General features: G+C 30.7%; 26 protein-coding genes and 1 other RNA gene. 10 read left to right on the forward strand and 17 right to left on the reverse strand.

Annotated features, from left to right (window positions below; translation table 11 throughout):
• Nucleotides 1–99 precede the first annotated feature (99 nt).
• Both ACIQ06_RS15010 and ACIQ06_RS15015 read right to left on the reverse strand, forming a co-directional pair.
• Complete coding sequence (locus ACIQ06_RS15010; RefSeq protein ID WP_396147733.1) at nucleotides 100–339, reverse strand: hypothetical protein; 240 nt, start codon at nucleotides 337–339, stop codon at nucleotides 100–102.
• A gap of 4 nt (nucleotides 340–343) precedes the next feature.
• Complete coding sequence (locus ACIQ06_RS15015; protein ID WP_396147734.1) at nucleotides 344–1,387, reverse strand: glutaminyl-peptide cyclotransferase; 1,044 nt, start codon at nucleotides 1,385–1,387, stop codon at nucleotides 344–346.
• An 86-nt stretch (nucleotides 1,388–1,473) separates the two neighbouring features.
• Between ACIQ06_RS15015 and ffs the strand changes: the two genes are divergently transcribed.
• From ffs to fsa, 6 genes are all read left to right on the forward strand, one after another.
• Nucleotides 1,474–1,572, forward strand: an RNA gene (ffs, locus tag ACIQ06_RS15020) — signal recognition particle sRNA small type.
• A gap of 77 nt (nucleotides 1,573–1,649) precedes the next feature.
• Entirely contained in the window at nucleotides 1,650–2,648 is a 999-nt protein-coding gene (locus ACIQ06_RS15025; protein WP_396147735.1) for an enolase C-terminal domain-like protein, read from the forward strand.
• Between the two features lie 37 nt (nucleotides 2,649–2,685).
• Nucleotides 2,686–3,054, forward strand: coding sequence for a bleomycin resistance protein (locus ACIQ06_RS15030; protein WP_396147736.1), 369 nt, complete (start codon nucleotides 2,686–2,688; stop codon nucleotides 3,052–3,054).
• Nucleotides 3,042–3,845 (forward strand): SDR family oxidoreductase, encoded by an 804-nt coding sequence (locus ACIQ06_RS15035; RefSeq protein WP_396147737.1) that lies wholly within the window; start codon nucleotides 3,042–3,044, stop codon nucleotides 3,843–3,845. Before ACIQ06_RS15030 ends, ACIQ06_RS15035 begins: the two co-directional genes overlap by 13 nt.
• A 74-nt stretch (nucleotides 3,846–3,919) precedes the next feature.
• Nucleotides 3,920–4,459: a hypothetical protein gene (locus ACIQ06_RS15040; RefSeq protein WP_396147738.1), complete on the forward strand. Its 540-nt coding sequence runs from the start codon at nucleotides 3,920–3,922 to the stop codon at nucleotides 4,457–4,459.
• A 63-nt stretch (nucleotides 4,460–4,522) separates the two neighbouring features.
• Entirely contained in the window at nucleotides 4,523–5,179 is a 657-nt protein-coding gene (gene fsa / locus ACIQ06_RS15045; protein WP_344817095.1) for a fructose-6-phosphate aldolase, read from the forward strand.
• Nucleotides 5,180–5,343: 164 nt separating this feature from the next.
• Here fsa and ACIQ06_RS15050 read toward each other — a convergent pair whose 3' ends face one another.
• The 7 genes from ACIQ06_RS15050 to ACIQ06_RS15080 all read right to left on the reverse strand — a co-directional run bounded on the left by ACIQ06_RS15050 (nucleotide 5,344) and on the right by ACIQ06_RS15080 (nucleotide 11,622).
• Entirely contained in the window at nucleotides 5,344–6,735 is a 1,392-nt protein-coding gene (locus ACIQ06_RS15050; protein WP_396147740.1) for a TlpA family protein disulfide reductase, read from the reverse strand.
• A gap of 147 nt (nucleotides 6,736–6,882) precedes the next feature.
• Nucleotides 6,883–8,433 carry a SulP family inorganic anion transporter gene (locus ACIQ06_RS15055; protein WP_396147741.1) on the reverse strand — a complete coding sequence of 517 codons (1,551 nt, stop codon included), beginning with the start codon at nucleotides 8,431–8,433 and terminating at the stop codon, nucleotides 6,883–6,885.
• Between the two features lie 64 nt (nucleotides 8,434–8,497).
• Nucleotides 8,498–8,692, reverse strand: coding sequence for a hypothetical protein (locus ACIQ06_RS15060; RefSeq protein ID WP_396147742.1), 195 nt, complete (start codon nucleotides 8,690–8,692; stop codon nucleotides 8,498–8,500).
• A 6-nt stretch (nucleotides 8,693–8,698) separates the two neighbouring features.
• The gene (locus tag ACIQ06_RS15065) at nucleotides 8,699–8,878 is read right to left on the reverse strand and encodes a hypothetical protein (protein WP_396147743.1); all 180 of its coding nucleotides are present in this window, start codon (nucleotides 8,876–8,878) and stop codon (nucleotides 8,699–8,701) included.
• Nucleotides 8,879–9,102: 224 nt separating this feature from the next.
• The gene (locus tag ACIQ06_RS15070; RefSeq protein ID WP_396147744.1) at nucleotides 9,103–10,491 is read right to left on the reverse strand and encodes a radical SAM protein; all 1,389 of its coding nucleotides are present in this window, start codon (nucleotides 10,489–10,491) and stop codon (nucleotides 9,103–9,105) included.
• Nucleotides 10,481–11,218, reverse strand: coding sequence for a prolipoprotein diacylglyceryl transferase (locus ACIQ06_RS15075; RefSeq protein WP_396147745.1), 738 nt, complete (start codon nucleotides 11,216–11,218; stop codon nucleotides 10,481–10,483). Before ACIQ06_RS15075 ends, ACIQ06_RS15070 begins: the two co-directional genes overlap by 11 nt.
• Nucleotides 11,219–11,253: 35 nt before the next feature.
• The gene (locus ACIQ06_RS15080) at nucleotides 11,254–11,622 is read right to left on the reverse strand and encodes a hypothetical protein (protein WP_396147746.1); all 369 of its coding nucleotides are present in this window, start codon (nucleotides 11,620–11,622) and stop codon (nucleotides 11,254–11,256) included.
• A 200-nt stretch (nucleotides 11,623–11,822) separates the two neighbouring features.
• On the opposite strand from ACIQ06_RS15080, the gene ACIQ06_RS15085 reads away from it, so the two are divergent.
• On the forward strand, nucleotides 11,823–12,593 hold the full coding sequence (locus tag ACIQ06_RS15085) for a TlpA family protein disulfide reductase (RefSeq protein WP_396147747.1): 771 nt from the start codon (nucleotides 11,823–11,825) through the stop codon (nucleotides 12,591–12,593).
• Nucleotides 12,594–12,634: 41 nt separating this feature from the next.
• Here the strand turns inward: ACIQ06_RS15085 and ACIQ06_RS15090 are convergent, their stop codons facing one another.
• The 6 genes from ACIQ06_RS15090 to ACIQ06_RS15115 all read right to left on the reverse strand — a co-directional run bounded on the left by ACIQ06_RS15090 (nucleotide 12,635) and on the right by ACIQ06_RS15115 (nucleotide 16,059).
• Nucleotides 12,635–13,078, reverse strand: a complete 444-nt coding sequence (locus ACIQ06_RS15090) for a hypothetical protein (protein ID WP_396147748.1) — start codon at nucleotides 13,076–13,078, stop codon at nucleotides 12,635–12,637.
• Nucleotides 13,079–13,127: 49 nt separating this feature from the next.
• Nucleotides 13,128–13,577 carry a hypothetical protein gene (locus tag ACIQ06_RS15095; protein ID WP_396147749.1) on the reverse strand — a complete coding sequence of 150 codons (450 nt, stop codon included), beginning with the start codon at nucleotides 13,575–13,577 and terminating at the stop codon, nucleotides 13,128–13,130.
• Nucleotides 13,578–13,692: 115 nt separating this feature from the next.
• Nucleotides 13,693–14,115: a hypothetical protein gene (locus ACIQ06_RS15100; RefSeq protein ID WP_396147750.1), complete on the reverse strand. Its 423-nt coding sequence runs from the start codon at nucleotides 14,113–14,115 to the stop codon at nucleotides 13,693–13,695.
• A 187-nt stretch (nucleotides 14,116–14,302) separates the two neighbouring features.
• Nucleotides 14,303–14,881, reverse strand: coding sequence for a hypothetical protein (locus tag ACIQ06_RS15105; RefSeq protein WP_396147751.1), 579 nt, complete (start codon nucleotides 14,879–14,881; stop codon nucleotides 14,303–14,305).
• A 99-nt stretch (nucleotides 14,882–14,980) separates the two neighbouring features.
• Nucleotides 14,981–15,562 carry a hypothetical protein gene (locus tag ACIQ06_RS15110; RefSeq protein WP_396147752.1) on the reverse strand — a complete coding sequence of 194 codons (582 nt, stop codon included), beginning with the start codon at nucleotides 15,560–15,562 and terminating at the stop codon, nucleotides 14,981–14,983.
• A 56-nt stretch (nucleotides 15,563–15,618) separates the two neighbouring features.
• Nucleotides 15,619–16,059, reverse strand: a complete 441-nt coding sequence (locus ACIQ06_RS15115) for a hypothetical protein (RefSeq protein WP_396147753.1) — start codon at nucleotides 16,057–16,059, stop codon at nucleotides 15,619–15,621.
• Between the two features lie 193 nt (nucleotides 16,060–16,252).
• Between ACIQ06_RS15115 and ACIQ06_RS15120 the strand changes: the two genes are divergently transcribed.
• On the forward strand, nucleotides 16,253–17,872 hold the full coding sequence (locus ACIQ06_RS15120) for an ABC-F family ATP-binding cassette domain-containing protein (protein WP_396147754.1): 1,620 nt from the start codon (nucleotides 16,253–16,255) through the stop codon (nucleotides 17,870–17,872).
• Between the two features lie 86 nt (nucleotides 17,873–17,958).
• Here ACIQ06_RS15120 and ACIQ06_RS15125 read toward each other — a convergent pair whose 3' ends face one another.
• Nucleotides 17,959–18,828 carry a lysophospholipid acyltransferase family protein gene (locus tag ACIQ06_RS15125; protein WP_396147755.1) on the reverse strand — a complete coding sequence of 290 codons (870 nt, stop codon included), beginning with the start codon at nucleotides 18,826–18,828 and terminating at the stop codon, nucleotides 17,959–17,961.
• A 100-nt stretch (nucleotides 18,829–18,928) separates the two neighbouring features.
• Between ACIQ06_RS15125 and ACIQ06_RS15130 the strand changes: the two genes are divergently transcribed.
• Together ACIQ06_RS15130 and ACIQ06_RS15135 are read left to right on the forward strand one after the other, a co-directional pair.
• Nucleotides 18,929–19,576 (forward strand): rhomboid family intramembrane serine protease, encoded by a 648-nt coding sequence (locus tag ACIQ06_RS15130; RefSeq protein WP_396147756.1) that lies wholly within the window; start codon nucleotides 18,929–18,931, stop codon nucleotides 19,574–19,576.
• Nucleotides 19,577–19,761: 185 nt separating this feature from the next.
• A complete protein-coding gene (locus ACIQ06_RS15135) occupies nucleotides 19,762–20,448 on the forward strand; it encodes an SIMPL domain-containing protein (RefSeq protein ID WP_396147757.1) in 687 nt (228 codons plus the stop codon).
• Between the two features lie 73 nt (nucleotides 20,449–20,521).
• Here ACIQ06_RS15135 and ACIQ06_RS15140 read toward each other — a convergent pair.
• The coding region (locus tag ACIQ06_RS15140) for a T9SS type B sorting domain-containing protein (protein ID WP_396147758.1) at nucleotides 20,522–20,757 on the reverse strand (236 nt) is incomplete at its 5' end.

The following is a 20,757-nucleotide window of genomic DNA, read 5'->3' on the forward strand; positions in this document are numbered from 1 at the left end:
TAATTACAGCTAAATATACAAAAAAAAGAGCAGAAAAACTAAGTTTTCTACTCCTTAAATTATTATACTTATTACTTAAAGGACTTTTTCAGTGCCCTCCTAATTAACTCGGTTTTTTTTTATTCTTGAAAGTATGAATTGTTTTATTTTATGAGAAAACTTTTTATTGACATGGTTTTCTGGAGTAGCATAGCGCATGCATATTATTTCATTAGATTCTGATCCTTCTGTAGTTTGGTCAAATATGTTTTTCTGACATAAATTACAAAATCTAACCTTTTCGTTTGGTGAAAGTTCTAGCCAATTTTCTTGACAAGATTTTGGCATTTTATTGTTCATCAGATTATTGATTTATTTTTATTTCAAACATTTTATCCCAATTTTTTCCAGTAACAAAAAAGGTTTTAGTCGCAGGATTATAGGCAATTCCATTAAGGACATCTCTTTCAGCAATAGGTGTAGTTTTGCTTTCTAATTCTGCCAAGTTAACAACTCCTTCTACAACACCATTTGTAGGATTTATAATTACAATGGCATTTTTTAGGTAAACATTGCTGTAAATTTTTCCATCAACCCATTCCAACTCGTTTAGCGCTTTTACTTTGGTATCTTTTGAATAAACATTCACATAATCAACAACACTCAAATCTTCTGGATTTAACTTATAAATTTTTTCAGAACCATCTGATTGATATAAATACTTACCATCATTAGTTAATCCCCAACCTTCAATTTTTTTAGCATAAGGAAGTTCTTTTAATTTTTTTAATGTTTTGGCATCATAAACAAAAGCTGTAGTTTCTTCCCAAGTAAGTTGGTAAATTTTATCGTTTAAGAAAGTAATTCCTTCACCAAAAAAGCGAGGCTCTAAATCTATTTTTAAATCAATATTTCCTGTTTTGTAATTAGTTTTTCTTAGAGTAGATTCTCCTCTTTGTCCAGTTCCTTCATATAAAACACCATTATAAAACTCTAATCCTTGTGTATAAGCTTTGTTATCATGAGGATAAGTATTTATAAGTGTAAATTTTAGAATTTTAGGTTCCAAATTTGAAATAACTTCAATTCTTGTCGAATCTAGTTCGGTAGCACCATCATAATGGATAGCAGCTTTAATATTTTGATATCCTAATTTTTGATTTTTTAAAGGAAACGAAAAACTAGAATTACTTTTGCTAGAACCCACTTTTTTATCATTAATGGTATAAACAACACTATCAATTTTTTGAGTTTTGGGATTATCAACTTCAAGATTTAATATGTCTTCGGTAGTGTATTGAGCTTTTATTTTGCTCTCATTTATGGTAAAAAAATCTTCATCAGTAGTTTTACAACTGAAAGACAATCCGGCTAATAAAATGACAGCTAATGCTTTATAATTTTTCATCTGATTTTAATTCTATTTATAGATACAAATGTATTATTTAAGATGTTAATTTCTTGCAAAAATATAAAAAGATTGTATCTTTGCACCGGCAAGTCCTACACGACCAGCTCCTGCAGAATCCTCCAGGATGGGAACATAGCAAAGGTATGTGGTTGTAGCGGTGCGATGTAGGTCGCTTGCCATCTTTTTATTCCGAACTCGTTTCGGAATTTATTTTTTATATTTGTTTGTGATTAAACAAATTAACTTCAACGCTCCTTTAATGAATTTATCTTGGCAAATAGTTCGATTAGAATTAAAGGAAACTTTCTCCATTTCTTACGGAAATTATACTTTTAGAGAAGCATTAATCGTTTCGTTGAAAAGTCACAATAAAATTGGTTATGGTGAATGTACCGCAATTGATTATTATCAAATAAACTTACAAGATTTTGTTCAAAAATTAGAAGTAATTAAAGAACAAATTGAATTTCAAAAGATAAATCATCCTATTGAATTTTATACTTTTTTATTGACTTTAGACTTACCAAGTTTCTTGCGTTCGGCATTAGATTGTGCTTATTGGGATTTATTTGGAAAACTAGAAAACAAATCGTTTTTAGAATTAAATGCGATTGAAATTAAGCAACTACCTGAATCTTCAATAACTATAAGTGTTGATTCTATAGAAAATCAAATTCAGAAAATAAAGAAATCTTCTTGGAATAAATTTAAAGTAAAGTGCAATCATTTCAGTGAAAATGAGATTACATCTTTACTTGAATTGAGTTATGATATTGCCTTAGATTCCAACGGAAGTTTTGATAAAGAAAACTGTATTTGGTTGCAAGATGAAATCGCTTCGGAGAAATTTTCTTACTTAGAACAACCCATGAAAAAAGGGCAAGAAAATTATGAAATTTTAAACGCTAATTTGCATTCCAATTGGATGGCGGATGAAGATTGTCAAGATATAACTTCGTTAGAACAATTGAAACTACATTATAAAAGCATTAATATCAAATTAGTAAAATGCGGTGGATTGACACCAGCAATAGAAATGATTCAAAAAGCTAGAAGTTTGAAGTATCAAATTATGATTGGTTGCATGACAGAATCATCTGTTGGTATTTCTGCTGGTTCGGTTTTAGCACCATTATGTGATTTTGCCGATTTAGATGGAGCCAATTTAGTAGCTAACGATATTGCAAAAGGGAGTCAAATTGTTAATGGTACAATCCAAGTTTCTGAAAAACCAGGATTAGGAATTTCTATAATCTAAATTAGAATTTCTATCTTTATACCATAATTATTTTAAGATGAAATTTCAACCAATAGTTCCAATGATTTGGACCAAAGAATTGCAAAAAACAGTAGATTTTTATTGTGATATTTTAGGATTTACTTGTGGGAATCAAAGTGAAGAATGGGGTTGGGCAGCTGTCAGTAAAGACGAATGTGAAATTATGATTGCCGAACCCAACGAACACACACCATTTGAAAGACCTTATTTTTCAGGAACATTTTATATTAAAACAGATGATGTTGATACTTTGTGGAATGATTTGAAAGACAAAGTAAAAGTAGCTTACGAAATTGAAGATTTCGATTGGGGAATGCGTGAGTTTGCTATATACGACAACAATAGTTATATGATTCAATTCGGACAAGATTTATGGAAAAAGTAGTACTAATTACAGGAGGTTCTTCAGGAATTGGAAAATCTATTGGAGAGTTTCTTCATGCTAAAGGATTTGTAGTTTATGGAACAAGTAGAAACCCTGAGCGAATTCAAGGTTCGGTTTTTCCGTTGATTGCTTTGGATGTTAGAAATGTTGAAAGTATTCAAAAAGCAGTTCAAGAAATAATTTCTAAATCGGGTAGGATAGATGTGGTTATTAATAATGCTGGAGTTGGAATTACAGGACCAATTGAAGAAATTCCGACAGAAGAAATCAAAAACAACTTCGAAACCAATCTTTTTGGACCAATTGAAGTAATGAAAGCGGTTTTGCCTCAAATGAGATTGCAAAAATCAGGTTTGATTATCAATATCACTTCCATTGCTGGATACATGGGATTGCCTTACAGAGGAATTTACTCCGCATCAAAAGGTGCTTTAGAATTAATTACAGAAGCTTTGAGAATGGAAGTAAAATCGTTCGGAATTCATATTACCAATGTTGCTCCTGGTGATTTTGCTACCAATATTGCTGCAGGACGTTTTCATGCACCATTAATCAAAGGTTCTGCTTATGAAATTCCTTATGGAAATACTCTAAAAACAATGGATGAACACGTTGATTCTGGAAGCAATCCAAATGAAATGGCAGAAGCTATTTATAGAATTATTCAGAATCCAAATCCTAAAATTCATTATAAAGTAGGCGCATTTATGCAGAAGTTTTCCATAGTTTTAAAAAGAATTTTGCCAGATAAAGTGTACGAGAAAATGTTGATGAATCATTATAAATTATAGCTCTTAGTTAATAATTGGTTTTTTAATTAAACCTTGTAATATTAAAGTAAAGTCAATTCTAAATTAATATCCTTATGGAATTACAACAAAAATATCTTGAGAAACTTCATATTGAAAAAATATTAGTTGATGTTTACACCGATTATTTCGAAGAATCAACTTATGGTTACATTGTAAAATTTAATGACGATTTCCTTTTACTGGAGCAATTTACGAGTATAGGTGAAGCAAATGGAATCTGTATAATTAGAAGAGAGAATATTACAAGATTAAGGTGGGAAGGAAATGATATTTCTACTACTGAGAGGTTTGTTTTAAAAGAAAAAAGAATTCAGAATCTTTTTGATATTAAAATTGATAATATTCACGAAGCATTAAAATCTGTTTATGAAAAATTTGGATATATTTCATTAGATATTCAAAACATAGATACAGGTATGTGTATAATTGGGCAAATTGAAGATATGGATAATGATAGTATTGTTATTTATGAATTTGGAACATATGTTTCTTTAGATAGGAAAAAATTGTTGATGAATATCAGTGATATTTCAAAGATTGAAGCTGGTGGTGATTATGAAAATAATCTAAAAGAAATTTACTCAAAAAAATAATTCTTAAAAGAAATTTTAAATTGTAATTTTGCATCTTAATAAAACACAACTTAACTATATATTATGAAATTTTTTATTGACACAGCCAATTTGAACGACATTAAAGAAGCACAATCACTTGGAATTCTTGATGGTGTTACAACAAATCCTTCGTTGATGGCTAAAGAAGGAATTACAGGAAAAAACAACATTTTGAAACACTACGTTGACATTTGCAACATTGTTGATGGAGAAGTAAGTGCTGAAGTAAATGCTGTTGACTACGACGGAATGGTAAAAGAAGGTGAAGAATTAGCCGATTTACATCCTCAAATTGTAGTAAAACTTCCAATGACTAAAGAAGGAGTTAAAGCTTGTAAATATTTTACAGATAAAGGAATTAAAACCAATGTAACTTTAGTTTTCTCTGCTGGACAAGCCTTATTGGCTGCTAAAGCTGGAGCAACTTTTGTATCGCCATTTATTGGTCGTTTAGACGATGTTTCTACAGATGGTTTGAACTTGATTCAGGAAATTAGAGAAATCTATGATAACTATGGTTATGAAACTCAAATTCTTGCTGCTTCTGTGCGTCACACAATGCATATTGTAAACTGCGCAAAAATTGGTGCTGATGTTATGACAGGACCACTTTCAGCCATTTTAGGTTTGCTAAAACATCCTTTAACAGATATCGGATTAGCTCAATTTATTGCTGATTTCGAGAAAGGAAATAAGTAAGCAGTGTTCAGTGCTCAGTAAGCAGTGCGAAAGCATAAATATAAAAGGCGATTTTCATAAGAAAATCGCCTTTTATTTATTCAATATTTCCGAAATTTGTATTATCAACTGAACACTGAACACTGAACACTGAACACTGAACACTGAACACTGAACACTGAACACTACTTCAATTCATCCTCAAAATTAACTTCAAACATATTGGTGAAACCATTCTTAATGGTCTTGTCAGCATTTACGATTATAGTTCTGTGTACTTTTGTAATCGCCCATTTTGCTCTTATATCTTCAAAATTTACACATTTTAATTCTGTTATATTTCCAAAGTTATATTTCTTTAAATCGGTTTTCCATTGCTCTGTGTTATCATCAAGATTTATGGCAATAAAATTATAATTTGGATATTTAGTTTTTAGTGTTAAAACCTTTTTATGTGCTGCAATTAAATGCGAGTTAAGCTTTTCTGACCAAAAGAAAAGTACCGTATTTTTCGTTATTAAATCATTTGAAGATATTTTGGTGCCTTTAGAATCTACTAATTGAACTTCAGGTAATGCTTTGCCATCGGTTAACAATTGTATTGCATTTCCAATTTTCAGAATTTCATTTTTCTTACTCTTATCGGTTGAATATTTGTGATAGGTTTTAAGAAATTCTGTATTATTGACAACATTTTGATCTTCCATTAAATAACGGAAAGCTATATTGTTTAAAACAATATTTTTTACTTTTTCATTTTTTATTAAGGTATCGGCAATGTTTAATTTGTTGATGTTCATTTTTAAAGCCAAATCACAATCTGACAAATGATTATGGTAATTGATAGCTCCTACATTATTTAGCATATGATCAAGATACATTACAAAAGGAGAAAATTCTGTTAAAGCTTCATTGCTGTAATCTATTTGATCTCTAAAAGCGTAATAATCTTTTGGTAATTTAGATAAAACATCCTTTACAGTTCTCATTTTATGGATTATTGGATAGATTTCTTTTTTTGTATAATGAGGAAATTTAACGATACCACTTGCATATACATCAAATTCGTCGCTCCATTTTATTTCTTCTTTTCTTGATTTGTAGAATTTTTCATTATCAGAATTCGTTTTATTGATGTAAGTGTCAAATTTTTCAAAAGGATAATCAAAAGTTTCAAACATTTTGTTCTTATCCTTTTCATTTCTTAAATACATTTCCATTAAGAAATTATTTTTTCTATCGCCTCTTCCACAAAAGATAATAGATTCGTCAAAATCTTTAGAATCAATATGAACTTTTATACTGTCATTTTTATCAAAATAAACATATTGGTATTCTGGTTCATGTTTAAACGAATATAAACCTGGTGCAAGTGAATCAAATTTTTTAAAAAAAGTATTGTCTTTGTTTAACGGAATAGTATCAATTACTTCATTGTTTTTGCAAAAAAGTACATAAGGATTGTTCGGATTTGCTACCTCTCCACCAAAATAGGCAACATAATTATCACCTGAAAATTCTTTTTTACAAGAACTCATCAGTATTAGAAGAAGTGTAGGAATTAAAAATGATTTCATTCGGGGCAAACTTTTTTCAAAAACATATTTCAAAACAAATGTAGAATGTTGTATCTAAAAACATTGTTAATCATTAGTTAAAGTTAAAAGACACTTTTATTAATAGAAACACAAGTCCCTAAACATGAGTAGAAATAATTCCATAAATTAATGTAAAGCTGTGGTTGAAACTTTTTCAATTCCTTGAAGATTAAGTTGAATATGTCTGTCGTGCGCTTTGTTTTCAAATTCACTAATAACTTCCAAAATGTCATAATCAATGAAACTTGTACTTCTGCCATCAATAGTTAAAATACTGTATTTAGGAATGTTATCTAATATTTTTCTAAATTTTACTTTGTTTAAAAAAGAAACATTATCGTTTAGAATTATGGTAAATATTTCAGTTTCATGTTGTTTAGATATGATAACTTTATAATCTGCTTGAAAATTATTTTGAATGATAAAATACAATGAAATCAACAATCCAATGGTTACCCCAATGAGCAAATCGGTAATTAAAATGAATACAATTGTAATGATGAATGGGAAAAACTGTTTCCAACCTAAACTCCAAATGTTCTTGTATAATTTTGGCTTGGTTAGATTATAACCTGTAATTAATAAAATAGCTGAAAGTGACGCATAAGGAATTTTATTCAGCAGAAAGGGTAAAAATAAAACGGCTAATAGCAAAAATAAACCATGAGTAAATGCTGAAAGTTTAGTTCGTCCGCCAGCATCAACATTGGCAGAACCTCGAACAACAACAGCTGTCATCGGAATGGCTCCAAGTAATCCGCAAGTTAAGTTTCCAATTCCTTGTGCAATTAATTCACGATTTACAGGTGTAATTCGGTTTCTTTTGTCCAATTTATCAACGGCTTCCACACAAAGTAAAGTTTCTAAGGAAGCCAATAAACCTATAAGAATTCCGGCTTTCCAAATTTCTAAATTGTTGAATAATTTTGAATAATCAGGAAAAGCAATATTTCCAAAAATGTTATCCGGAATTGCAACCAGTTGTGTTGGTTTTAATTGAAAGTTAGCTTCAAAATTGGAAAGAATAAAATTGATTGCAATTCCGACAATAACCACTAAAAGTGGCGCTGGAATTACTTTATATTTTTTTGCAAAGGGTTGATTTAAGAATATCAAAATGGCAATGGATACAATAGAAATTATGATTGTTCCACGAGTTAGATGCTGATTGAAATTTTGAAGATTTCCCGAAATATTATCTGGATTGAAAAGTTTGGTAAAACCACTCGTCCAAAAATCAGGTTGGTTGTATCCGAGTGCGATTGGAATTTGTTTTGAAATTAGCATAATTCCAATGGCAGCAAGCATTCCTTTAATTACTGCTGATGGAAAATAATTGGAAATTAATCCGAGTTTTAAAATTCCTAATACAATTTGAAACAAACCAGCGACAATAACTGCAAGTAGAAAAGTTTGAAAATCACCAAGTGAAACTATCGAAGCTGCAACCAGAGTAGTCAATCCTGCTGCTGGACCTGAAACGCCAAGTTGCGAACCACTGATTAAAGAAACCAAAACTCCACCAATAATTCCTGATAAAAGTCCCGAATATAATGGTGCACCAGAAGCTAAAGCGATTCCCAAACACAAAGGCAAAGCCACAAGAAAAACAGAAAGTCCGGCAGGTAAATCGTGTTTGAACCAAATCAGTTCGTAGTATTTTAGTTTTCTGTTCATTGAAATTTTATATCAAGCAAATGTATTGTGATTCTTATCAAAAGTATATGATAACTATCATAATTTAATGCATCGCTCCCAATGAAAAATTGGCAAAACAAGTACCAAAACCAATGATAAATCCTATTACAGAAAACAACATGACTTTTAATCCTAATTTTCTTCTACTTTCAAAAAAGATCATAACGAACCCAACAACAAATGCCATAACACTTATTATTGCTAGAATTATACCAATTGTTACTAAAGCTTCTTTCATTTTATTTTACCATTTAAAAAGTACAGCACATGCACCAAAACCAATAATTAATCCTATTACTGAATATTGTAAAATTTGCATTCCGTCTTTTTTAGATTGCTCTTTTTTGGATAAGACTAAAATAAATCCGACCAATAAACCTATTAAGCTTACGAAAGATAAAAGTCCTACTAATATTGAAATCATTTTGATAGTATTAAGTATTAATGCATTCCGCCTATGTTAAACTAGAAAAGCATGCTCCAACTCCTATAATTAAAACAATAATTATCGTCAACAACGAAAACAAAATCATTTTGATAGCAGTCGAATTCGAATCTTTGTTTTGAAATAATTTTACAACACCTGCAAAAAAAGTAATCACACAAACAAAAACTATGGCCAATGCTAAATTAAAGATGTACTCCATACTATCGATTTAACTTTTCTCTAATTTCCTCAATTTTATTATCTCTGTAAAATAAATTCATCGTTTCAAAAGGCACTAATTTATAGCGTTTATCCACAATATGAACACATGATTTCTTTACGGCTCGAACATCAAAATCACTGGCATCCATAAAATTCATAATTATGATTCGGAACAAATTATCATAATGCAAACTGTCTGATTTTACTCTAGGCAAACAACACATTAGTTCTCCAAAAGTATCTTCGGCACAATCTACAGAAATTCCGGTACTGAACATCGTTATTAAATGGTTCTTCAGATCTTCATCGTTTTCATAAACGATAGTGTTTTTGGTAGTATTTAATAAATCTTCTGGATTCAATAAATGCGTCATCGGAATTACTTGATCGTCCATTTTCAACGCATAAGCCATACACAAAGCATCTGGATTACAAGGCACAGGAATCAAATCTTGCGGTGTGAAAATTGGATATTGCTCGTAGATTTTTCTGCGAACTTCGGTCAACGTAATTCTTCCTGTTTCATCATCATAATTGTCATTTCGTCCTGCAACTTGCGTTGGTTGAAACGTTACACCACGAACACATTTTTGCTTCACAGCATATTCAAGAATTTTACCAATTTCATCATCGTTTTCGCCTTTTTGTAACGTAATTACTAAGGTTGTTGAAAGATTAAAATGATTCAAATTTTCTATTGCTTGCTTTCGCACTTCGGTTAAATCTTCTCCACGTAATTTTTCTAAAACTTCGGGTTTGAAACTATCAAATTGTAGATAGATCTCAAAATCAGGCATGTAACTTGCGAGTTTTTCGACGAATGAAATATCTTTCGCAATTCGAATTCCGTTGGTGTTTAGCATCAAATGTTTGATAGGCTTGCTTTTGGCAATATCCATAATTTCAAAAAACTGCGGATGCACCGTAGGTTCGCCACCCGAAATTTGAACCACATCAGGTTCACCTTCATTGGCAACGATTACGTCAAACATTTTTTCAATTTCTTCCAACGTTCGATGACGTCCATAATTTGGTGCAGACGAAGCGTAACACGTTGGACAAGCCAAATTACATCTGTCGGTAACTTCTACAATCGACAAACACGAATGTTGCTCATGATCGGTACACAAACCACAATCATACGGACAACCATAATGGACTTTGGTATTGAATTTTAAAGGTACTTCCGATTGCTTGTTATAGTTTCTAATTTGTTTGTAATATTCAACATCATCAGCAATCATGGAACGAGAATCACCATGCGTTTTGCAATGTTTTAGCATCCAAACTTTGTCGTCTTGAAACACAATTTTGGCATCGACCAATTCTAAACAAGTCGGACAAAGTGATTTGGTGTAATCGTAATATATGTAGGGTCTATTTGGCATAATTAAATAATCTTAAAATGAATTTGTGGTAATAAAAAAATATAAAAATCGCACTCCATTGAATACTACTCAAATGTAAGAATAAAGGTTGATACGGTTTTATAAATTCAACGGAAAATCGGTACAAAAAGTATAAAACCATAAAGAGTTTGAATCGGTCGCCGTTGATTAAATTTACATTTTTTATTTTTCTGAAAAGGAGCAAAAGCAAAATCATATACGTCATTTCATACAACGCCACAGGATGACGTAGTTTTCCATCACCAAGATTCATTCCGGTGAAAAGTGTAGTTTCAATTCCGTAGGTTGGTTCGGCGATTCCCATTGAGAAGCAACCAATTCTTCCAATAAAAAGTGCTACGATTATCGGAATTACATAAATATCTCCAGAAGCGGTTTTGACACCAATAAACTTCTTAAAAAGTTCTACACCAAACAAGCCGCCGAGAAATCCTCCAGCAACGGTTTTGTTTTGATAAAAAGTGAGTAAGGTTTGATTCGCAATTTCCGAAGGATTTTCTAGCATGGCTAAAACTCTCGAACCAACTAGCGCACCAACCATCGCGCCCAACATAATCCAAAGGCGATTGATGTCGGAAATGGTATCAGTTATTCCTCTTTTGTGATAATAGTATAAGCGAACACCAATAAAGAACGCCAAGGTTTCAAATATAAAATGATAATATACTTTTTCGCCAAAGAAATCAAACTGAAAAGGAAAAGTCATAAAGGGTTGTAAATTTTAGCTAAAGTAGGATTTATTTAGCTTCCAACAAGACCATTGTTGTCAAAGGTGTATTCTTTCTTATAATCTAATTTTAATTCGCTCCATGAAACGCCTTTGATGCCTTTTAGAATGATTTTATCTCCTTTTTTGGTATACGAAAACTGATAATCGGAAGTGTCTTCTTGTACAAGATTTTTTTGCACGTTTACCATACCAAACTGATCTAAAACAACCGTTCTTTTTGCGTTAAAAGACATGTCATAACCACAACCATTTTCACAAACAAAAACAACATGATTTTTCACCCATTTAATTTTAATTTTAAAATTATTGTTGTTTTGTTCTTGAGCAAATACAGTTCCCATAAACATAAAAAGCAAAGCTGTAAGAAGTACTTTTTTCATAATAATTTGATTTTAAAGTTATTGTTTAAATAATAGTTGTAGAAGTAAACGTAAAATTACTAAATTTATTTGTGAGTTGTTTGTAGTTTATTAAAAAAAAGTAGTCATGTTGGATGAAATTTAGTCGTTCCAACTAATTTCGAAAAAATCATAGAATTATAAAATTGAATTGTAATTTTGAAAATTAAAAAGTTTTCACAATGACCAAATATTTAAGTTTTGCATTCCTCTTTTTGCTAGTTTCTTGTTCTGGACAAACGAAATTGGGCGAACCTGAAGTTAATCCAACAGAGATTCAAAGTAATTTTATGAATTGGTGGAAGTACCACAATGAAAACATCATGCTTTCAAGAGATTTTACGCCAATTGATGAAAACGGAACCGTAATTGAGAAAAGTGCTTTCTTGAAAACTTTGATGGATGGAAAAACGATTCCTATTCGTTTGAAAACTGCGGACACGATTTTCCAATACCAATTGTTCAAACTTTTACCAAATTCTGATTCTAATATAAAAGCGACTATTGCTCAAGTGTCGTTTGATGAAAACGATAATTTTAACCAAGAAGGAAAACCTTTTCCGAAGTTTACTTTTACTGATTTAGAAGGAAATACAATTTCTAATGAATCTATGAAAGGCAAGATTATGGTTGTGAAATGTTGGTTTATTCATTGTGCGGTTTGTGTGAAAGAAATTCCTTCGTTAAACAAAATGGTTAATCAATACAAAGATCGAAAAGACATTGTTTTTGTTAGTTTAGCCGAAGATACGCCAGAACAATTGAAAGTGTTTTTAGCCAAAAAACCATTATCGTATGCTGTAGTTCCCAACATGAAAAAATACATGAACGAAGTGTTGCAATTGAATGCTTTTCCAACGCATTTTATTGTGAATAAAGACGGTAATATTGTTAAAGTTTTAGCCAACGATCATGCTTTGAAAGTGGCTTTGGAAAAGGAGAGTAGGAAGTAGGCAAATGAAGAGGTTTGGAGACTTTGTGAAGCTAGAATAGTTTATTTTTTTAATTCAATTTTAAGTCTTTCTATTATTTCTTTTTCAAATTTTCTTTTTAATAGTATATTTTCAAATAAACCAAGGTCTTGATTAACTAATTTCCATTCCGATTTTTTATTTGTAGAAACAGAAACAAGAGCAAAACTTGTTTGTTTTTCATCGAAAGATCTTGTCCATGTTTGCATCTTTTTGTCTCCTAAATCAAAGTAAATGTCATGCCAAAAGTCAGTTGTATCTTTATCTTTTGTGTCTAAGTTTTTAAGTTTTAATTTTTCCAAAGCATTAATAACCTCTTTCTCAGAATATTTGAGTGTATATGTCTCAGCATAAGGATAACTTCCAGCTGCGTAAAAATGAAATGTAGAAAAGAATGAAATTAAATGATATAATAGGAATAGAATTATCGTGAAAATAATAAAAAATTTAAATTTCGATTTATTCATTTTTATTTTGTTTACTTATGAAAGTGATGGCAACTTTTAATATCATTTTTTATTTCTTCAACGTATCAATTCTATCTTTTATAGAATCCTTTTGAATAGAATCTTTAATTTTATTGGTAGTAACTGAATCGTTTTCAATTGAATCTTCTGATTGATCTTCTGCGCGTTTACCCATGAAGCAACTTGAAAATGAAAACAAAAAACTTAATGAAAGTAAAGCAACTATTTTTATTGGTTTCACCTTAATTTGATTAAATCGATTTTTTAAATTGGTATATTTTGTATTGTTTTCGTTTTCAACTTGATTGAATTTATAATAGCCACAAATACTTTCATTAGTTGAATTTTCAACGAAATATTTTTGGATTTCAGGAGCTTTCATCTTTCTAAAATCAATTACGATTTTATTACAAGAAGTACAAAATCTACCTTTTTTATCAGTTGACATAGAACTCCAATTTTCATTGCAAGGATTTTGTATTCTTATTTTATTTTCCATACTATTCAAGTTGATGTTACTTGTGATTTTTCAAAAACTATTCCAAAAAGGTTATTGTTGACTAGATAGGTTTTGTTGTGGGCACGGATTGCAAATCCGCGCTATTGGGAATGTTTTACTTTATAATTATGTACTTTTCAATATACTCTGCCAAATTCCCACAATCTTTGTTCTCTTTTGTGTTACAATGACAGGGCTTAAGAAAATAGTAATAATCATTTAAATAAAAAGAGTCAAAATTGAATTTTCCACTTACAAAAAGGCAAGATTGAATCATGTAATAGAACTGAACTTCTTTTTTAAAATCTGAATCAATGTCTGATTTTTTGTAGACAAAATATTTTACTTCTTTTGAGTTACCTTTTGTATTTATAAAAGTAACATTATATTGGATTTCTTTACCAAGAAAGCTGCTTTTGTCTTCATCAATTTTTATAGTCCAATTTTCACATTTAAATTCTTTCCAATCATTTTCCAATGTTTGAGCTTGGCTAATTTCGAAACAAAAAAGTGAGAATATGATAAGGAATGTTTTCATGATTTAACAACGAAATTTTTATTAATGCACAATTTAAAATTAAATACATCTCATAATTAGATGCAACAACCAATCACATCCTTCACAAATATACCAATTTCCAACAAAGACTTAGCTTGGTTTTGAAAGGTTAGTTTTAATTTTTATTGTTGGCGCGGATTGCAAATCCGACCTATCGGGTTTATTTCTATGCATCACCGTTTATAATAAAATCGTAATAAGTTTCATTAGTTAAGTTAATGTAGAGTCCAAAAAAACAATTACCTCCATCATTAACACTAATTATTTGTTTTTTTGGATTCTTGCCGTTACTGTTACAGAAACAATTTACCCAAACAATTTTTTCACCTTTATGATTTATAGCACAAACGTATTGCCTTTTATAATTTTTTAAATCAAGTATAAAATCTCTTATGTCGATTGTAGAATCAGGATTGTTTTTCTTCAAGGCATTATAATATTCTTCACGTTGTGGATTCTGTTCTGATATACCTTTTAATATTACTTTTTCAATTTTTAATAAATCTTCCCTTGTTGGAGTGAATGATTTTCCATTTTCCACAATCCATGAATAATTCTTCTTGCTGTATTTAAATAAAAATATTTCTGGATTAGTTGTTCGAATTTGACAATTAACATTCGAGTTAGTGAATATAACTAATACTATCAAGAGTATTAATTTTATTGAGAATTGCTTCATGTGAATTGGATTTTTTAAAAATTTATATAATTCATACATAGACTCATCAACAATTTGACCCTTCACAAATATAACAATTTTCAACAAAGACTTTGTTTGGTTTCGAAAGTTTAGTTGTAATTTTTATTGTGGACAAGGATTGCAAATCCTTGCTATTTAGTTTTATTAATCATATTGATGTATATATTTTACTTCTTTATCTGTCTCATCATAAAATACAAAAACACCACAATCATCATTAAATATATTATACATTTCGAATTGGCAAATGAATTTAAATTTTTCACCTTTTGAGTTAATAGGTGTTTCATCATCTTGCCACCATTGTGGTTTGTCAAACTTCTCAATAAATTCAAATACATTTTTATTTTCCGATTTTGCTTTCAAATACATTTTTTTATTTTCAATAAAATACTTTTCATATTTCTCATCGATTTTCAAAGCATTTTTAGAAAAGGTAGGTTTATAAGCTCCATTTTCTTGTATTTTAAAAGTAAAATTTCCCATGCTTTCATTTTTTGGAAAGTTTTCATCATGCTCTTTACCATTATAATTAAAGCTAACAAAAATGATGTGGATTTTATCTTTAATTCCTTTATCTGACAAATCGATTGTCGCAAGTGGAAAAAAGTTTTCAAATCCTGAAAATTCATTTGTCAATACATCTTTTTTCTCAGGAAATTTTACATCACTTTCAAAACAAGCAAAATTTAGAAATAGAAATGGGAAAAGTAATAATTTTTTCATGTACTTATTTTAATTTTTATTGTTGGTACGGATTGCAAATCCGCCTATCGGTATTTTTATTTCGTCAGTGTATAAGGTGGTTTTACTTGATAGTCTAATGGTCTGTCTGATTTCCATTTTAAAGGGTAAATGTCGTCTTGGCTAATTTTTAATTTTGTCAAAAGTTCAGGTTCTTCTATTCCATACCAGTCGTCACCAATGTTTACATATATACTGTCTTTGCTAACAAAGTCGAATGTAGTGGTGTCAACGTAAAAACTTGCCCTAAACTCTTGCCCATTTTTAAATATAATAGTTCCACCTGTTTTATATTTTCTTCCGTCAAGTGCAATTTTGTAATCTCTAAAATATGTAGCACTGCAAGGTCCTACAATTACCCACACATCGTCTTTTGCACAAAACGAAATAGGTAAGTTGTCAAGGTCTTTTTTAGTAAACGGCATTTGTCTAATTAGTTTATTTAGTAAAAAATTCAATACAGTTGTCTGATAACTCATAGTAGCTTTTAGGTGCTTGGTATAATCACATCCAAAACAAATATACCAAATTCCTACAAACAGCAACCGCGTACTTTTACCTGTTTATCAACAAAATGTTGGGCAAAAGTGCTTAGAAAAAAAACTAATCACTAATTACTAAAAACTAATCACTAATGCTTACTTTTGCACCGAAATTAAAACATAATAAAAAATGCTTACTGTATCTAATTTATCAGTTCAATTTGGTAAAAGAATCTTATTTGACGAAGTAAACACCACGTTTGTTCAAGGAAATTGCTATGGCGTAATTGGTGCCAATGGTGCTGGAAAATCTACGTTCCTTAAAATTCTTGCTGGCGATATTGATCCTACTTCTGGTCGTGTAATTCTAGAACCAGGAAAACGTATGTCGGTTTTGAATCAAAATCACAACATGTTTGATGAACATACGGTTTTAGAAACAGTAATGATGGGTAACAAAGTGCTATTCGCAGTAAAATCTGAAATGGATGCTTTGTATGCCGATTATGATGATAAAAATGCCGATAGAATAGGTGAGTTGCAAGTGCAATTTGAAGAAATGAACGGTTGGAATGCCGAATCAGATGCTGGTTCGATGCTTTCTAACTTAGGCATTGGTTCGGATTTGCATTATACTTTAATGGCCGATTTGGAAGGAAAACTTAAAGTTCGTGTGTTATTAGCACAAGCGCTTTTCGGAAATCCTGACGTGTTGGTAATGGATGAGCCAACTAACGACTTGGATTTTGAAACCATCACTTGGTTGGAAAATTTCCTTGCTAATTATGAAAATACGGTAATTGTGGTTTCGCACGACAGACACTTTTTGGATTCGGTTTGTACGCATATTTCTGATATTGATTTCTCAAAAATTAATCACTATTCTGGAAACTATACGTTTTGGTATGAATCTAGTCAGTTAGCAGCGAAACAAAAAGCACAACAAAATAAAAAAGCCGAAGAGAAGAAAGCCGAGTTGGAAGAGTTTATCCGTCGTTTTAGTGCGAATGTGGCGAAATCGAAACAAGCAACTTCTCGTAAGAAGATGATTGACAAATTAAATCTTGATGAAATCAAACCATCAAGTAGAAGATATCCTGCGATTATTTTTGATGTAGAAAGAGAAGCTGGAGATCAAATTTTACATGTTCAAAACCTTGCAGCATCAGTTGATGGTGAAGTGTTGTTTAAAAATGTAGATTTGAACATGGCGAAAGGCGATAAAGTGGTAGTGTTTTCAAAAGATTCACGTGCTACAACGGCTTTCTATGAAATTTTAAACGGAAATCAAAAAGCTGACGAAGGAACTTATGATTGGGGAATTACAACAACACAATCATACTTACCAAACGATAACAGTGAGTTTTTCACAGATGGAAGTTTGAATTTAGTAGATTGGTTGCGCCAATTTGTGAAAACAGAAGAAGAGCGCGATGAAGTGTACGTTCGTGGATTCTTAGGAAAAATGATTTTCTCTGGTGAAGAAGCTTTGAAAAAATGTACCGTTCTTTCTGGAGGTGAAAAAGTACGTTGTATGTTGTCTAGAATGATGATGATTCGTGCTAACGTTTTAATGCTAGACGAACCAACAAACCACTTGGATTTGGAATCGATTACGGCATTTAATAATTCATTGAAAAACTTTAAAGGTTCGGTTTTGTTTACAACACATGACCACGAGTTTGCGCAAACGGTTGCCAACAGAGTTTTAGAAATCACACCAAACGGAGTTATCGACAGATACATGACATTTGACGAATATCTTGACGATGATAAGGTACAAGAGTTGAGAAAGAAAATGTATAACTAAGTACGAAGTAAGAAATAGAAAAAAGGTCTAAAATTTTAATTTTAGACCTTTTTTTATACTGAACACTGAACACTGCCAACTGAACACTACTTCTTATGTTTCCAACGTTTGTGTGTCCACAAGTAAAATTCTGGCGCTTCGTAGATTTGTTGTTCTACTTTTCTCATAAAATTTTCTGATAGTTTATAATCTGGAATGGATTTTACATCATCAGAAAGTACTTCGAAAGAAGCTTCATAATAACCACGTTTTACTTTCTTTACTTTTAGGAAAATTACATTCATGTCATATCTTTTGGCAAGCATTTCTGCTCCAACATGAATAGGAGTTTGGATTCCCATAAAGTTATCCCAATACATATTATCGGATCTTCTAGGAGTTTGATCACTTGCAAAACCGAATACGCCTAATACTCCATTTTTTGCATTTTCTTCAATAGTAGATTTAGTTTCTTTGGTTGTAATAAGATAGGCTTTAAATTTGGCGCGAATATTTTTCACTAATTTATCAAAATACGGATTTGCGATTTTTTTATAAATGCCATATCCTTTGAAAGTAATGTGATTGTTCATTGATAAAACCCATTCGTAACTTGCATAATGTGCGCACATTAGAGCAATACTTTTTCCTTTTTTTTCTAAATCTAGATAAACATCAAGATTTGTATAGTTAAAACGTTTATTAATTTCTTTTTCGCTAATAGACATTGTTTTTATCATCTCAAGAAACATATCGCACAAATGATGGTAGGATTTTTTCTCAATAATCAATCGTTCTTTTTCGGATAAATGAGGAAGTGCAAGGGCAATATTTTTTCGAACTGTTTTTTTTCGGTAACCAATTACACGATAGATTAAAAAATAAACAAAATCAGAAAACAAATATAATATCGGAAATGGCAGAATTGAAATAAGCCATAGAATAGGGTAGACAAGAAGGTAAATTAAAAACTGCATTCGTTTATTTTTATGCAAATATACAGTTTCTGATAATTTAACAACTTTGGTTTAACAAAACCTAAAGAACAATTCCTATTTTTACGCAAAATAGTTTGATATGGAGTACAATTTGTTTTTGATTGGATTGATTGCGATCAATGTTGTGATTAGTTTTAAAGGATTTAATGATTTATCTTTTTTTAGAAAGTATCAATTTCACGTAGGAAGTATTCGTTCTGGAGAGCAGATTAGAATGATTTCGTCTGGATTTCTTCATGTTGATATAGGTCATTTGGCTTTTAATATGTTATCGCTTTACTTTTTTGCACCTGTTGTCTATGGAATTCTTAATAATTTTTCATTCGTATTAATCTATTTTGCGAGTCTTATCTTCGGAAGTCTTCTTACTATGATTTTTCATAAAGATGATTATAGTTATAGTGCTGTTGGAGCTTCTGGAGCAGTTATGGGAATTATTTATTCGGCAATTTTATTAGATCCAAGTTTAGATATTTATTTCTTTTTTATACCAATTCCAATTCCAGGTTACATTTTCGGAATAGGATATTTGCTTTACTCAATTTATGGTATGAAAGCAAAAAGCGATAATATTGGACACACAGCACATTTTGGAGGCGCTATTGGTGGCTATTTTTTTACATTAATGAAAAAGCCTTCTTTGTTTGTGGATAATACATTTATGGTTGTGATTTTGGCAATTCCAATTATTATTTTATTTGTAATGGCTAAACGAGGCAAGCTATAATTGGCATGGCTTTTGGGTATTTAACTTTATAAAATATAGTATTATGAAATCGCCACTAACATCTAGTTTGTTGCAAACAATTGAAAATCAACGAACACCGATGAAAAATTAAACAATTGTGAGATAAACTCCAATAAGTAAAGGCGATACCATATATGACCGCTAACAAATCAAATTTTACATATATGAAAAAATCAATTTTAATTTTAATGACATTTATTGCTACGATGACACAAGCACAAGAACAAAAACAAATCCCTCAAGTATCCGTTTCAGGAGAAGGAAAAGTTATGGTAAAACCTGACCATATCGTTATTAATTTTGGTGTTGAAAACACCGGAAAAGATGCAACCGAAGTAAAAAAACTTAATGATGAAACGGTTGATAAAGTTGTGAAATTTGTGAAGAAATTTGGTATTCCAACTTCCGATTTTCAAACAACAAGCGTGAGTTTAAATAGAAATTACGATTATGAAAAGAAGAAGTATAATTATCAAGCATCTCAAACTATTAGTATTACCTTAAAAGATATTACAAAATATGACGCTTTAATGATGGGATTGGTTGATAATGGTATAAATAACATTAGCGATGTTGAATTCAAATCTTCTAAAATTGAAGAATATAAATCTGAAGCTAGAAAACTTGCTATGAAAGATGCTAAACGCAAAGCAGAGGATTATGTTTCTGTTTTAAATCAAAAAATAGGGAAGGCGATTTTAATTACTGATAATTCGCAATCTTTTTATGCGCCGCCTGTTATGTACAAAGCCGATATGATGGTTGCTGAAGCAGGTGCACCAAGAGAAACCCTTGCCGTTGGAGAGATTGAAGTTTCTGCCAATGTTTCTGTAAGTTTTATTTTAGAATAATTTATCTCTTATATTAAATAAAAAAACTCCTCATTTTTGAGGAGTTTTTTGTTTTTTAATTATGTTGTCTTTTTTATCTTTTTAATGAGAAATGGGCTTTAAATTGTTTCATCGCACCAGCTTCAGGATAGTCAACTGTAAACCAGTAATCCGTTGATGGCATTAGGTTTCCGTTGTATGTACCATCCCATCCTTTGCTTGCTGGACTGATTTGTTTAATCAATTTTCCTTGGCGGTCAAATATATAAATTTTTGCGTTTATTTCTTTATCCAAACCAACAATATTCCAATAGTCGTTAATTCCGTCAC

This window comes from Flavobacterium sp. (assembly GCF_044341265.1).
In the GTDB taxonomy this organism is placed as follows: Bacteria; Bacteroidota; Bacteroidia; order Flavobacteriales; family Flavobacteriaceae; genus Flavobacterium.